This window comes from Streptococcus suis, assembly GCA_022354845.1.
Taxonomy (GTDB): Bacteria; Bacillota; Bacilli; order Lactobacillales; family Streptococcaceae; genus Streptococcus; species Streptococcus suis_AA.
In genome coordinates this window covers 306,463-320,554 of the sequence record CP031970.1, presented here as the reverse complement: position 1 = coordinate 320,554, position 14,092 = coordinate 306,463, and the positions used below count along the sequence as shown (strand labels likewise).

14 protein-coding genes are annotated in these 14,092 nt (G+C 38.1%); 2 read left to right on the top strand and 12 right to left on the bottom strand.

Annotation, left to right across the window (positions count from 1 at the left end; all coding sequences use genetic code 11):
• Window positions 1-233: 233 nt before the first annotated feature.
• From raiA to D2A30_01690, 3 genes are all read right to left on the bottom strand, one after another.
• Complete coding sequence (raiA, locus tag D2A30_01700) at window positions 234-773, bottom strand: ribosome-associated translation inhibitor RaiA (protein ID ULL20417.1); 540 nt, start codon at window positions 771-773, stop codon at window positions 234-236.
• Between the two features lie 76 nt (window positions 774-849).
• Window positions 850-1,515, bottom strand: a complete 666-nt coding sequence (locus D2A30_01695) for a ComF family protein (GenBank protein ID ULL20416.1) — start codon at window positions 1,513-1,515, stop codon at window positions 850-852.
• Complete coding sequence (locus D2A30_01690; GenBank protein ULL20415.1) at window positions 1,508-2,800, bottom strand: DNA/RNA helicase; 1,293 nt, start codon at window positions 2,798-2,800, stop codon at window positions 1,508-1,510. The genes D2A30_01695 and D2A30_01690 overlap by 8 nt, the downstream gene beginning before the upstream one ends.
• A 50-nt stretch (window positions 2,801-2,850) precedes the next feature.
• On the opposite strand from D2A30_01690, the gene D2A30_01685 reads away from it, so the two are divergent.
• Entirely contained in the window at window positions 2,851-3,489 is a 639-nt protein-coding gene (locus D2A30_01685; GenBank protein ULL20414.1) for a YigZ family protein, read from the top strand.
• A 90-nt stretch (window positions 3,490-3,579) separates the two neighbouring features.
• Window positions 3,580-4,506 (top strand): cysteine synthase A, encoded by a 927-nt coding sequence (gene cysK / locus D2A30_01680; protein ID ULL20413.1) that lies wholly within the window; start codon window positions 3,580-3,582, stop codon window positions 4,504-4,506.
• 165 nt (window positions 4,507-4,671) lie between these two features.
• On the opposite strand, the gene D2A30_01675 is transcribed toward cysK, so the two are convergent.
• From D2A30_01675 to D2A30_01635, 9 genes are all read right to left on the bottom strand, one after another.
• Entirely contained in the window at window positions 4,672-5,037 is a 366-nt protein-coding gene (locus tag D2A30_01675; protein ID ULL20412.1) for a S1 RNA-binding domain-containing protein, read from the bottom strand.
• A gap of 1 nt (window position 5,038) precedes the next feature.
• Window positions 5,039-6,439 carry a Cof-type HAD-IIB family hydrolase gene (locus tag D2A30_01670; protein ID ULL20411.1) on the bottom strand — a complete coding sequence of 467 codons (1,401 nt, stop codon included), beginning with the start codon at window positions 6,437-6,439 and terminating at the stop codon, window positions 5,039-5,041.
• Between the two features lie 51 nt (window positions 6,440-6,490).
• On the bottom strand, window positions 6,491-7,132 hold the full coding sequence (locus D2A30_01665; GenBank protein ID ULL20410.1) for a DNA-binding response regulator: 642 nt from the start codon (window positions 7,130-7,132) through the stop codon (window positions 6,491-6,493).
• A complete protein-coding gene (locus D2A30_01660; GenBank protein ULL21968.1) occupies window positions 7,104-8,120 on the bottom strand; it encodes a sensor histidine kinase in 1,017 nt (338 codons plus the stop codon). The genes D2A30_01665 and D2A30_01660 overlap by 29 nt, the downstream gene beginning before the upstream one ends.
• Window positions 8,120-8,815: a hypothetical protein gene (locus D2A30_01655; GenBank protein ULL20409.1), complete on the bottom strand. Its 696-nt coding sequence runs from the start codon at window positions 8,813-8,815 to the stop codon at window positions 8,120-8,122. Before D2A30_01655 ends, D2A30_01660 begins: the two co-directional genes overlap by 1 nt.
• 187 nt (window positions 8,816-9,002) lie before the next feature.
• A complete protein-coding gene (pknB, locus tag D2A30_01650) occupies window positions 9,003-10,976 on the bottom strand; it encodes a Stk1 family PASTA domain-containing Ser/Thr kinase (protein ULL20408.1) in 1,974 nt (657 codons plus the stop codon).
• Window positions 10,976-11,713, bottom strand: a complete 738-nt coding sequence (locus tag D2A30_01645; GenBank protein ID ULL20407.1) for a Stp1/IreP family PP2C-type Ser/Thr phosphatase — start codon at window positions 11,711-11,713, stop codon at window positions 10,976-10,978. Before D2A30_01645 ends, pknB begins: the two co-directional genes overlap by 1 nt.
• Window positions 11,714-11,752: 39 nt before the next feature.
• Window positions 11,753-13,066, bottom strand: a complete 1,314-nt coding sequence (gene rsmB, locus D2A30_01640) for a 16S rRNA (cytosine(967)-C(5))-methyltransferase RsmB (protein ULL21967.1) — start codon at window positions 13,064-13,066, stop codon at window positions 11,753-11,755.
• Window positions 13,053-13,991: a methionyl-tRNA formyltransferase gene (locus tag D2A30_01635; protein ID ULL20406.1), complete on the bottom strand. Its 939-nt coding sequence runs from the start codon at window positions 13,989-13,991 to the stop codon at window positions 13,053-13,055. Before D2A30_01635 ends, rsmB begins: the two co-directional genes overlap by 14 nt.
• Window positions 13,992-14,092 lie beyond the last annotated feature (101 nt).

Genomic DNA, 14,092 nt, shown 5'->3' with positions numbered 1-14,092 from the left:
CAACTCAATTATTCTATCATCTTCACTTACTATTGTCAACTGCTTTTCTAAACTTTTTTCGTTTTTTTTCTTGAAATTTGGGTTCAAATTTACGTCCTAACTCCTGCTCATTTTAACTCATCAATGAAGGACATTTGATAAGATGCGATCGATGATTAGTATAAACTTGAATATAGAAATAGTAAAAGCCGCAAGTTCTCTTGCGACTCAACTGTATTTTAGATTTTATATTATTAGCGAACTTCAAGTAGTCCTAAATCACCATCTTCACGTTTATACAATACATTAGTTGTTCCGTCATTTGCATCTGTATAGATAAAGAAATCATGACCGAGTAACTCAAGTTGCAAGATTGCTTCTTCCATATCCATTGGTTTCAAATCAACTTGCTTTGTACGAACAACTTTTACTTCATCTTCTACTTGTTCTACTAATTCATCTGTAAAGATTTGACCAGTTGCCACTTTTTGTCGATGTTTTCTTTCAATCTTTGTTTTATTGCGACGGATTTGACGTTCAATTTTGTCAACCACTAAATCAATTGAACCATACATATCTTGAGATATATCTTCTGCTCTTAGAGTAATACCTCCAAGGGGAATAGTCACCTCAACTTTTGAACGTTTATCTCTGTACACTTTGAGATTTACTTTTGCATTCAATTCTTGCTCTTCAGTGAAATACTTTTCAATTTTTGCAACTTTTTCTTCAACATAAGTACGAAGAGCATCTGTCACTTCAAGGTTTTCTCCACGAATACTGAATTTAATCATATTAGTACCTCTTTCTTGGCTTTCGCCTTTCTTCTCTATTATTATACCATATTACTACAAAATTGCAACCGTTTTCTCACCTTGCTAGTGAAAATGTCTTGATTTCTTTCTTTCCTGTTTTCATAATCGTGTGTTTTGCTGATTGTAATGTTGAGCCTGTTGTGTATATATCATCAATCAATAAAATTTTGTCGGGGATATTTTTTTCATCTTGGAGAAAAAACTGTTGGTGCATCTCTAAACGCTCCTTCCTATTTTGCGATGATTGTTTTTTACTATCCTGTTTTCCCAAAAGTAATTCATAGGATATATTAGCTGCGGTCAATATCCCTTCTACTTGATTGAAACCACGTTCTTCTTTTCGATTTTCGCTAATTGGAATTGGAACAATTGTATAACCAGGGAATTGACCTAGTGCTATTTTAATCTCTTTTGCAAAAATATTTCTTAAAATATAGTCCCCCTGAAATTTGTATTTACTAAAATAATTCGCCATCGCTTTATTGTATTTGAATAATGCAGTATGGGAAACCGACATTCCCTTACTTAACCAATACTGACAATCCGTGCAACGTTCGATAATTCCATTTTTATAGCAATACGGACAATGTTTTTCCGATATTGCTTCAAAAGATGTTGAACAATCTGAGCAGATACCTGATTTTTTTCTACAAAAAATGAATATTTCCGAAAATTTTATCTGGTTTTTCAGGTTCTGGGAACAGAGCAAACAATTAGACATAACCTGCCTCCTTATTCATTTGTTTGATTTCTGCAATTGCCTTTTCAATTGACCGCGTACTTCCTTCATGAAAAAACAGAAGTAAGCCCGTCGGACGGTCCATACTTCTTCCGACCCGACCTGAAATTTGCACGAGACTCGATGACGTGTATAAGTAGTGATTGGCTTGAACAACAATGACATCTACTCCTGGGAATGTTACACCACGCTCTAAGATTGTAGTAGAAATTAAAATTGTAATTTCTTTGTTGCGAAATCCTTCCACTATTTCAAGCCGATTGTCTGTCTGACTCGATACAAAACCAATTGTTTCTTCTGGAAAGATTTGTTCCATTATGGTTGCAAATTCCAATCCTTTCGAAATTTCTGGTACAAAAATAAGTAATGGATAGCCTGTTTCTCTTTGCTTTTGAATGGCATTTCTGAGTTTTGGAACTAATTTATTTTTCTTCAAATATGTATCGAATTTGGAAAACCAGACCTTTTTCGGAACCACAAGCGGATTTCCATGAAAACGTCTAGGGAGACTGAGTTTTTGCAATTTACCTGATTTGACTTTTTTATCTAATTCATCCGTAGAGGTTGCTGTTAAAAATACTAAAACACCGTCTACTTTAACTGCATTATCTGCTGCTCGATATAATATAGGGTTGTCTGCATAGGGGAAAGCATCTACTTCATCGATCAAGACCAAATCAAATGCCTGGTAGAACTTTAACAACTGATGAGTGGTCGCAACAACGAGTGGCGTTCTGAAATATGGGTCTGATTTCCCATGTAGCAGACTAATTGGGACCGAAAAATCATTTTGTAGTCGCTTGTAGAGTTCAATACAAACATCAATTCTTGGACTGGCTAGACATACAGCACCTCCTTTATTAATTAGTGATGCAACAGCATGGTACATCATTTCCGTTTTGCCCGCACCTGTTACAGCATGAACAAGAGTTGCTTGCCGTTTTTCCACATTCGCAACTAGTCCATCTGATATTCGTTGTTGCCAATCGGTCAGCGCCCCCTTCCACAGAAGACAAGCATTCATTGAAAAATCTTTCTGTGGAAAATAGTAGAGTTTCTCATCTGTTCGAACTCTCCCCAAAAGGAGACAAGCCCGACAATAATACGCAGCATTTGGCAGCTTGTTTTCTTCCTCAAACGATGTACCGCATCGGAAACAAGAATTCTTTCCTACTACACTGGAAATTGTTTTTGCTTTTTTTCTTTCTTCTGACGTTAATTGGTATTTAGTAAAAAGTCTTCCATGGTAATTCTCTAGTTCATTCATCACTTATTTATTCGGAAATTCTTGTCAGCTTGTAAAAAAATTAGTACAATTTGATTATGAAAGAATTTAAGACAATTATAGAAGATGGTCTGGTTGAGGAAGAAATTAAGAAATCCCGCTTTATCTGCTTTATGAAACGAGTGACTAGCGAGGACGAAGCTCGCGACTTTATCAACAAGATAAAAAAAGAACACTACAAAGCTAACCATAACTGCTCAGCTTTCATTCTTGGAGAAAGTATGGAAATCAAGCGTTCCTCAGACGATGGGGAGCCCTCTGGAACAGCCGGCGTACCCATGCTAACCGTTTTAGAAAACCACGAGTTGACAAATGTCGTAGCTGTTGTCACTCGGTATTTCGGAGGCATAAAATTAGGGGCGGGTGGTCTCATTCGTGCCTACGCTGGAGCAGTGGCTAATGCAGTAAAAAATATCGGAGTAGTAAAAGTCAAGGAACAAGAAGGAATTTCTATTATCATGTCCTACGCCCAATATCAAGAGTTTGCCAATTGGCGAGCAGAGCAGTGCCTGGAAGAATTTGATACCCAGTTTACTACAGAAGTTTCAACCATGGTTTCTGTGGATAAGGATTGTTTAGAGCAAACCTTGGCAAGTCTGATTGAATTTTACCATGGAAAAATAACCGCAGAAAAAACCTACTCTCGAATTGTTGAGATCCCAATCTATTAAAAAAAGACTATCACTGAGATAGTTTTTTTATATTATACTTTTTTCATTTTCTACTATATAATAATCAGTAACTTTAAATGGAGGTGCCTTATGGCTATTTATCAAAATATTACGCAATTAGTAGGAAACACACCAATAATTAAACTCAACAATATCGTACCTGAAGGTGCGGCAGATGTTTATGTTAAGTTGGAAGCTTTTAACCCTGGTTCTTCTGTTAAAGATCGTATTGCTTTGGCAATGATTGAGGATGCAGAAAAAGCTGGTACTATCAAACCAGGTGATACAATTGTAGAGCCAACAAGTGGTAATACCGGAATCGGACTTGCATGGGTTGGTGCGGCAAAAGGTTATAAAGTGATTATTGTTATGCCTGAAACAATGAGTATTGAGCGTCGAAAAATCATCCAAGCTTATGGGGCTGATTTAGTACTTACTCCCGGTAGCGAAGGTATGAAAGGTGCAATTGCTAAAGCACAAGAAATTGCTAAAGAAAAAAATGGTTGGGTCCCATTCCAGTTTGCCAACCCTTCAAATCCAAAAATTCATGAAGATACAACAGGACAGGAAATTTTGGAAGATTTTGGTCCAACTGGGTTAGACGCTTTTATATCTGGCGTTGGTACCGGAGGTACAGTAAGCGGCGTTTCTCATGTTTTGAAAGCTGCCAATCCTAACATTGCTGTATATGCTGTAGAAGCTGATGAGTCCGCTGTTCTTTCCGGCGAAGCACCTGGCCCACATAAGATTCAGGGAATTTCAGCTGGTTTCATTCCAGATACTTTGGATACCGATTCATACGACGGTATTATTCGAGTAAAATCTGATGATGCTTTAGCTACTGGACGTGCCATCGGTGGACAAGAAGGTTTCCTTGTTGGTATTTCATCCGGTGCAGCGATACACGCAGCTATTGAAGTTGCCAAGGAATTAGGTGCAGGTAAAAAAGTTTTAGCAATTTTGTCAGATAATGGCGAACGCTATTTATCAACTGCACTTTACGAATTTAATGACTAATTTTCAATGAAAATTAAAAGAGTCAATGATTGGACTCTACTATATTCTTATTTTTAGAGAACAGACCAGAAGCTCCTCTTGGAGCTTTTCGCTTGTCATGGTTGTTGACAACTGATAATGTAGATTGCGAAAAACATACTATTTCAAAAAGGCTAAGGGAAATCCCTAAGCCTTTTTCGTTTTATCTAAAAATTCTTTTGTTTCCTTAATCCATGTTGGCAAATGTTTGGCTAACGGAGCAAAACCTATTTTATGACGTTCATTCGTAAAACGGTGATGACGAGGAATTTTTTGTTGTTCTTCTTCAAGTGTGCGAGTAGATAAACTCGCTTTTCCTGAATATTCATCATAATCAACAACCTGTACAAACACTTCCTGACCTAGTTTAAGATAATCAAATATATTATCAACAAATCCAGTCTTAATTTCAGAAATATGAATGAGCCCAGTTTGACCATTATCCAAATCTACAAAGGCCCCGTATGGTTGAATACCCGTGACTGTCCCTTTAACCTTATCACCGATTTTCATTTTAATCCTCAATCTCGATTGTCTCAATCACAACATCTTCATGCGGTCGGTCTGCTGAATCCGTCGCCACCGCTGCAATGGTATCTAATACATCAAATGACGCTGTATCCATTAAATGTCCAAATACTGTATGCCGTTGATCTAAATGCGGTGTTCCACCATTGTCAACATATGCTTCAGCAATTTGTTTTGGCCATCCACCACGTTCTAACTCTTTTGCATTATAAGGAAAATTTTGATTTTGGACAATAAAGAATTGACTGCCATTGGTATTTGGCCCGGCATTCGCCATTGAGAGGGCCCCACGAAGGTTAAAGGCTTCCATAGAAAACTCATCTTCGAATGAACCACCATAGATTGATTCACCACCCATACCAGTTCCAGTTGGATCTCCACCTTGAATCATGAAATCTTTGATAATCCGATGGAAAATAATACCATCATAATAGCCATCCTTAGAAAGAGCTACAAAGTTTGCTACTGTTCTTGGAGCAATCTCAGGGAAAAGTTTTACATTTAAAACTCCATGATTCGTCTTAATATGTGCAACTGGACCTTCAGCCTTAACCACGTCTAATTGTGGATATTTTTTTTCTTTCTCGACCATACCTAATTTCTCCAAGGCATCAAAAATGCCATCTTCTTCTACTTTTTTCGTAATATAATCAGCACGTTTTTGCAATTCTGGATGTGAATGCCCCATTGCAATTGCAATCCCTGCATACTCAAATAATTCAATATCATTGAGCTCATCCCCAAAAACAAGAACATTCTCTGGTTTTAAACCAAGTTTTTCAACTATTTTAGCCACACCAGCTGCCTTAGAGGAATCTTTTAAAACAATATCTGATGAAATAGCATCCCAACGAACCGTTCGCAAATCTTCCTGCAATTTAGCTGGCAATTCGACTTTTTGTCCATCATTTTCAAAGGTCAACATTTGATAAATATCATTCCCCTTGTAAAATTCAGGGTCGGTTTCCAGGCCATCATAAATCAAATCAATCACTTGACTAATCCGATTGGTCCGAGCTGATAGAGTTCCTTTTTTACTACCTAGCAATCCATATTCAATACCAACTTCCTTCGTCCAGTCTATTACAGACTTCACCAACTCAGAAGACATTGGTTGATGGTAGACCACTTGCCCTTTGGCATTTTCAACATATGAGCCATTAATCATGGCAAAATAATCCGGTTGCAATGCCTTAATTTCTGGCACTATTCCATATGGTGTACGACCAGAGGCAATTCCTGTTAGAATACCCTTTTCTTTCAAGGATTTAAAAACCTGCCGAATAGATTCTGGCATATATCCAGTGGTTTTAACCCGAAGTGTATCATCAATATCAAAAAAGACAATCTTGATTTTTTTGGCTCTATATTTTAATTTTGCATCCACTATATTCGATATCCTTTCCGGAAGCTAACTAACTATTTTTCTATTATATCACTATTCTTCATCTTGTGCTACAAGACCATGCTGAAACGCATAAACAACTGCTTGTGTCCGATCACTGACCGCTAGCTTAGATAAAATATTAGATACGTGAGTTTTGACCGTCTTCAAAGAAATAAAGGATTCATCAGCAATCCGTTGATTATCATACCCCTTTGCTAAAAGGGTTAATATTTCACGTTCGCGAGCCGTCAAGTCTTCATGTAAATCTGGGTAACGCTTGTGATGCTCCACTTTTTTCTCAACCTCAGTTTCGATTGCATATTCTCCACGCGCAACTTTACGAATCGCAGATAATATTTCATCTGCACTCGATGTTTTTAACATATAGCCTCGTGCACCTGCTTCTAACACTGGGTAAATCTTTTCATTATCTAAATAGGATGTTAGTATCACAATTTGTGCTTGAGGCCATTCCTTCAACAATGCTAAAGTAGCTTCGACACCAGTCATTTTAGGCATAACTAAGTCCATCACAACGACATCTGGTTTGACCTCGAGTGCCTTTGTTAAACCTTCTTCACCGTCTCCAGCTTCCGCTACTACCTCAACATCTGGCTGTAAGTTTAAGTAACTTTTTAATCCTAAACGTACCATTTCATGGTCATCAATCAACATCACTCGAATCGCATTCATCTTCTTTTCCTTTCAATAGAGGGATACGAATATCAATGGCAACCCCCTTATTCGGAGCCGTGCGAATTTTAATCGTCCCCGCCATATCCTCAACCCGCTCACGTATATTTTGTAATCCGTAACTCAATTTATCATCAGCACCCTGTTGAAAACCAATACCATCATCAGTCATTTTCAACTGTAACTCTGTCTCTTTTTGCAATAAGTACACATCCAAATGCTTGGCTTTAGCATGCCGCAAAGTATTACTAACGATTTCCTGTGCAATACGGAAAAGGTGTTCTTCTATTAACTTTGGTAATTCATTTACGTCATGTTGAAAATGGACAACAATACTACTTTTATCGCTCACTTCACGTAATATAAGTTCTAATCCTTCTACTAAGGTCTTACTTTCAAGTTCACTTGGACGTAGATGAAGCAATAATATCCTTAAATCTCTTTGAGCAGACTCAATCATATCCTTTACTAAAATCAACTGTTCCTGAACTGTTTCTTGTGGAAGCGAGACAATATTAGATGAAAGACCAGACAAAATCATACTCGTCGCAAACAATTCTTGACTAACCGTATCATGCAAATCCCTTGCAATCCTTTTTCTTTCCCCCTCGACAATCTCTTCACGATTTACTAAGTCTTGATTATCTAACAATTGAACCTGTCTAGTTAAAGTTTTAACTTTATCAGATAATTGTAATAAAAGGGGATCTTCTTCATGGTTGTCCTTAATCGACTTGTTTTTCAAAATTGCCTGCAATTTTAAGCGTATTACTTGAGTGGATACGAGGGATACTGTTTGGACCAAAATTCCCAAAAAAAGGCTCAGCACAATAATCAATAGAACGATTGTCATTATAAATTGATTCGTAGAAACCCAGAGAGACGGATTCAATAACGAATAATTCAACAATGGTAATACGGATGCAATGACAACTAATACAATCAGTGCTGATAGCCAAACAAGCAGAAAATAGGTTCTTCTTTTGATCATACGCGGATTACCTCCACATCACCAAACAAACTATTGACTACTACTTTTACCCGTTTATGTGAATCACGATAACCTGGGCTAGCTATAGAAATACTTTCATTTCGCAAATCCCAAAAAGAGAGATCTAAAAATTGAACACGACCATATATACTTGAAGCAGATACAGAAATTTCAACATCGATAGGCAAAATAATTTTTGTTTTTCCAAATGTTTTGCGTATAACAACAATATTATCGCGACCAACAAGTACTGTTTGGTCTAAGTCAACTACATCGTTACCAAAGAGACGGACAATATTAATATCTTCAAATCCATACCGATCCTGCGAATGGTTTTGGCCACCAAACCACCTATTTTTTTCTTTTTGGGCAACCAATGCATGGTCATCAAAAATAATATGAGTATACTGATTTCGTTTTTCATATCGTGAAAAGAAGTTCACCAACATATACACCACGAGCATCATTATGCCAATGATAAAGAACGGGTTTAGTACAAATACTAAAAATATTAAAGAGACTGCACTAATTAATAGGATACTACTGAGCTCTCTTCCTAAAAAATTCCAAATCACAAGTAGCAGTATAGCCATCAATAATAGTGTTCTACTTGCTTCATTTGCCACCACATCGAACAAGGCTAGAGTGAACAGAACACTCTCTAAAAGTAGAAATATTCTAATTTTCCACATATCATTACTTCCTTTCTATATTATTTTATCAAAATTTCAGAAAAATAACTCCTTCTTTAGATGGAATATTTAAAACCAAGATACCCAATTAAATTATGTCTATAAAACAAAAATATACGTATATTTACTAACATTAAAAGAGAGAACATTATCGTTCTCTCTTTATAAATAATACTAAATATGAAAACTATTCGCTACTACTAGTAGAAGTACTTGAGGAGGGACCTGTCGTACTGGTAGAATTTGTGCTCGTAGTCGCGACTGATACATACAATGTCACTGGTCCATCAATGACAGTGCCCGCAGCAGGATACTGACCTACGACAATATCACTAGTTGTGGTTGTATAACTGCGATCCTCTTGTTTTTCTATTGTGGTAACACCTAAGGATTGTAGCTGATTTCGAGCTTCGGAGTAAGTATAACCTGCAGAAACAAGATCCGGCATGATAATTTCCTTCCCTTTAGAAACTACCATATTAACAATAGAACCTTTCTCTAATTCTACATTTGCTTGAGGATCTGTACTAATAACATTTCCTTCTGCAACACTATCACTATACTCTTCTGAAATAGTACCTATAATGAATCCAGCTGCCTCAAGAAGTTGTTTCGCAGTGTCTTGTGATTTTCCGGTAACATCCTGAACTGTTTTTGGTTGTACCCCTTTAGACACTATCACCGTAATTGTACTGCCTTTTTCTTTTGAACTATTTGCTACAGGGTCTGTCTTAATGACATAGCCTTCTTCTACAGTATCGCTATATTCTTTTTTAAGCGTTACCTTAAACCCGAAATCTTCCAATTCTTTTTGAGCGGAGTCTGCATCGCTTCCAATTAAATTTGGTATAGTGACCATAGCGACCCTAGCTACAACAATGTCAACTTTGCTACCTTCCATCCTAGAAGTATTGGCCCCAGGACTAGTCCGAATAACAGTTCCTTCCTTATATTCTGTCGAGGCCTCTTCTTTTACATCTCCAACAACCAGTCCTGCTACCTCAATTTTTTCCTTTGCAACATCTAAGGTTTCACCAACTACATCAGGAACTTGTACTGGAGAAGGGGTACTATATATCAAAAATCCCAAAGCCGCAATTGTCAAAATAATCGCTCCAATTAAAACTTTGTATCGCGTCCTCATCCCGCGTCGTGGTTTCAAAGCCTGCTTTGATACGTTTTTTGAAGGAGAGGTCTGGTTATTAGGCAATTCCTTGAAATTTTTTTCGCTGTCTTCCTTACTCTTGTTCTCAACGTTTACCTGTGATAATTTTGGTAAGGTTTTGGTATCGACTTTATTGCCTTCTAAAACAATTCGAGGCTCATTTCTTCTGTCCATTGAAAGTGATGAAGCTAAATCCGCATACATTTCTGCAACAGATTTATACCGTTCACTAAGCTTCTTTGCCGTTGCTTTTAACACAACATTTTCGAGAGCTTGTGGAACATTAGCATTTTCTTCTCTAACTGATGGCAGGGGTTTTTGGAAATGTTGTAATGCAATAGTAACTGCACTATCTCCATCATATGGGATTCGCCCTGTCAACATTTCAAAAAGGATAATCCCCATTGCATAGATATCACTTTGAATCGTCGCTTTTGCACCACGAGCTTGTTCAGGAGAGAGGTAATGAACTGATCCAAGCATTGAATTTGTTTGAGTCAGACTTGTTTCAGCAAATGCAACTGCAATACCAAAGTCTGTCACCTTTGCAACTCCATCCGTTGTCAAAAGTACATTTTGAGGTTTTAAATCTCTGTGAACAATTCCTCTAGTATGTGCCATACGCATTGCTAATAGAATTTGTCCCATAATACGAACAGCTACATCATTTGCAAGAGGTGCATTTTCTTTAATATAGCGTTTCAGGTCTAATCCATTGACATACTCCATAGCCAAATATTGTTGGCCATCTTCCTCGCCAATATCTGAGATACGAACAATATTCGGGTGATCCAATTCTGCCATCGCTCGTGCTTCTCTTTGAAAACGCTGAACCGCAATTTGGTCAGTCTGATAGTTGGTGCGAAGAACTTTAACAGCAACCTCTTCACCATCTAATATCAAATCTTTTGCAAGGTAAACATCTGCCATTCCCCCGCGACCAATTTGCCGAATAATTCGATACCGACCGGCAAAAATTTTACCGATTTGAATCATTAGTGCGCCTCCTCCGTTATATGTAGAAGAGCAACTGTAATATTGTCCAAACCGCCGGCATTATTCGCAAATCGAATCAAGGTCTCAACCTTACTCTCCAGCGCAACCTCGCTAAGCACAATATCTCGTATATCTTCGACTGAAACCATATTGGTCAAACCATCGCTATTAACAATGATAAAATCACCCGCCTCTAACGTCTTTAAAGCAATATCAGGTTCAACTGGATCCGCTTGACCAATAGATTGAGTAACAATATTCTTTTGCGGATGGTGTTGAGCTTCTTCCTCCGTCAATTGACCTGCTCTTACCAAGGCTCCAACTAGAGAATGGTCATTTGTAAGGCGAGTATATTCACCATTACGAATCAATCCAATACGTGAATCTCCTACGTGAGCAAAAATCATTTGATTATCGATAATGACAACAGCTTCTAAAGTTGTACCCATCCCTTTGTATTCTTCGATTTTTCCCAATTCATGGATTTTTTTATTCTCTTGATCAATGACATGGACCATCCATTCGCGAACATCATTCAATGTTGATAATTGAGTATCAACCCAAGCGATTCCGAGATCAGTTGCTGTCATTTCACTAGCAATATGCCCCGCTCTATGCCCACCCATACCATCTGCCAATACAATTAAATCAATCCCAGCTCTATTGGTATAGCGATTCACGTAATCTTGGTTGTTTGAACGTTTAAGTCCCACATCAGTTAATAATGCAATTTCCATATTTATTATACAGTTGCTACGCAACTTCCTCCTCTTATTCTAGGATTTTCTTCTTATTTGACTAATGAAAAATCCATCTGTCTCATATAGCTCCGGTGTAATCAATAAACAACCATCCACTACAATATCCGGCAGAGGATGCTCAAGAGGCACCTGCTCAAAATTCGGATGATTGGCCAAAAACTCCTGAATCACTTCTTGGTTTTCCTTGGCAATAATCGTACAAGTACTATAGGTTATTATACCACCTATTTTAAGAGTTTGGCAAACACTGTCTAATATTCGCAATTGAATATGTTTCAACGAATCAAAATCCATAGCAGCTTTATTGTAACGAATATCTGGCTTACGACGGATAAGCCCTATTCCGGAACAAGGAGCATCCACCAATATTTTATCAAAGCTATCGGGATCAAATGTTTCATGAACTTGGCTTGCATCCAATCGCATTGTTTCTATTTTATTTGTCAATCCTAATCGATGAGCATTCTCTTCAATTAACGCCAACTTATGATCATAAAGGTCCAATGCAGTGACTTTACCAGTTGTAAGATAACTCGCTATATGACAGGTTTTTCCACCCGGAGCTGCACAGGCATCCAAGATTGTTTCCTGCCCCTGTAGTTTCAACGTTGGAGCGACAAGTTGACTGGTTTCATCTTGGATCGTTAAAAGCCCGTCTTTAAAATAATCTGTTCCTGCAAAGTGTCCATGAGATTTTACCAGACCAAAAGGTGATAATTTTGAAACATCCGCACCTAATTCTCTTGCTAAACGATTTACTTGTTTACTATCTGTCACGCGAACACTGGCTTTGTTTCGAGTGTGCAGACTTTGTAAAATCTTCTCTGCGCGGTCCTCACCGTATTCCGTAATTAAGGTCTGGACCAGCCAAACAGGTACAGAATATTGAATAGATAACCGTTTGTTTTTTCGTTTAATATCAGATGGACTTGGCAACGAAGTCTGACTGATTTTACGAAGAACTGCATTGACAAACTTGTCTGTTCCACGGCCTCTTTTCGCGATTTGTACAGCCTCATTGGCTACAGCGTGAATAGGCAGTTTATCCAAATAGAGTAGCTGATACAGACTCAACATGAGTAAATAGTAAACCCATGTATCTAACTTTTCTCTATCCTCAATAAAACGTGCCAAATACCACTCTAGGGTAATTTTACGAGAAACCGTCCCATAAACCAACTCGGTCACCAAGCCCTTGTCCTGTGCTGATAAACGAGAAGATTCTAGGGCCTTATTGAGAGCGATGTTCGAGTAAGCTCCCTGATCAAAGACTTGTTCCAATACGGATAAGGCTAGACTTCTTGCTGACTCTTGTTTATTGACCACCAAATCGATCTCCCACATTGATATCTCGACCAGCTCCATTCAAGAAGTCCGCAATTGTCATTTTTGGCTTACCAGCCGGCTGGACTGTTTTCAGAGAAAGTGCTCCCTGACCTGTCGCAATAACCAATTCTTTCTTGCTTCGAGCAATAACCTGGCCGACTGGACCTTCACCTCCTGTTTCAACAGCTTCTTGAATTTTAAACCGTTCCCCTTGCCAATAGGTGTGGGCAACAGGCCATGGGTACATACCTCTAATCTGATTAAATAGTTGACGAGCTGTCTTATTCCAATCCAGCACCTCTTCCTCTGGCTGAATATTAGGCGAGAAGGTTACCTGTTCAGGATTTTGAGCGACTGGTTTCAAGTCACCAGCAATATAGGCTGGTAGGGTTTCTAACAATAAGTCCCGACCAACAACAGCCAACTTTTCAAACAAGGTACCGACATTGTCGCTTTCTTCAATAGCAATACTATTGCTGGAAATCATGTCACCGGCATCCATTTCCTTGACCATTTCCATGATGGTTACTCCGACACGGTCATCACCGTTAATCAAAGAGTAATGGATGGGGGCACCGCCACGGTATTTAGGAAGAAGAGAAGCGTGAACATTGACTGCAAAGTCAACTGAGTTCAATAATTTGATTGGTAGAAATTGCCCAAAAGCTGCCGTCACAATCCCATCTGCTCCTAAATTCATCAGCTCATCCATTTCTTGGCTTCCTGATAGCTTCTCTGGTTGATAGACTGGTAAATTGTATTCCAAGGCTACTTCTTTCACAGGTGTCATTTGGATGACTTTTTTTCGTCCAACAGCTCGGTCCGGTTGGGTTACAATAGCAAGTATTTCATAATTATTATCCGCTAATAACCCCTTTAAGACAGTAGCCGAAAACGCTGGTGTTCCCATAAAAATCAACTTTGTCATGCTTCCTTACTCATCTCCCTTTCATTCGTACTAATTTTTGATTATACTATCTCCTAATTATACCATTTATACTTATTTTTTCCTTAATTCAAGGTTTATTT

What these genes read in the sequence shown, in the direction of transcription:
- pknB (ULL20408.1), bottom strand. Translation starts at nt 10,976, where the DNA reads ATGATTCAAATCGGTAAAATTTTTGCCGGTCGGTATCGAATTATTCGG.
- cysK (ULL20413.1), top strand. Translation starts at nt 3,580, where the DNA reads ATGGCTATTTATCAAAATATTACGCAATTAGTAGGAAACACACCAATA.
- D2A30_01645 (ULL20407.1), bottom strand. Translation starts at nt 11,713, where the DNA reads ATGGAAATTGCATTATTAACTGATGTGGGACTTAAACGTTCAAACAAC.
- raiA (ULL20417.1), bottom strand. Translation starts at nt 773, where the DNA reads ATGATTAAATTCAGTATTCGTGGAGAAAACCTTGAAGTGACAGATGCT.
- D2A30_01635 (ULL20406.1), bottom strand. Translation starts at nt 13,991, where the DNA reads ATGACAAAGTTGATTTTTATGGGAACACCAGCGTTTTCGGCTACTGTC.
- D2A30_01690 (ULL20415.1), bottom strand. Translation starts at nt 2,800, where the DNA reads ATGAATGAACTAGAGAATTACCATGGAAGACTTTTTACTAAATACCAA.
- D2A30_01675 (ULL20412.1), bottom strand. Translation starts at nt 5,037, where the DNA reads ATGAAAATCGGTGATAAGGTTAAAGGGACAGTCACGGGTATTCAACCA.
- D2A30_01665 (ULL20410.1), bottom strand. Translation starts at nt 7,132, where the DNA reads ATGAATGCGATTCGAGTGATGTTGATTGATGACCATGAAATGGTACGT.
- D2A30_01695 (ULL20416.1), bottom strand. Translation starts at nt 1,515, where the DNA reads ATGTCTAATTGTTTGCTCTGTTCCCAGAACCTGAAAAACCAGATAAAA.
- D2A30_01655 (ULL20409.1), bottom strand. Translation starts at nt 8,815, where the DNA reads ATGTGGAAAATTAGAATATTTCTACTTTTAGAGAGTGTTCTGTTCACT.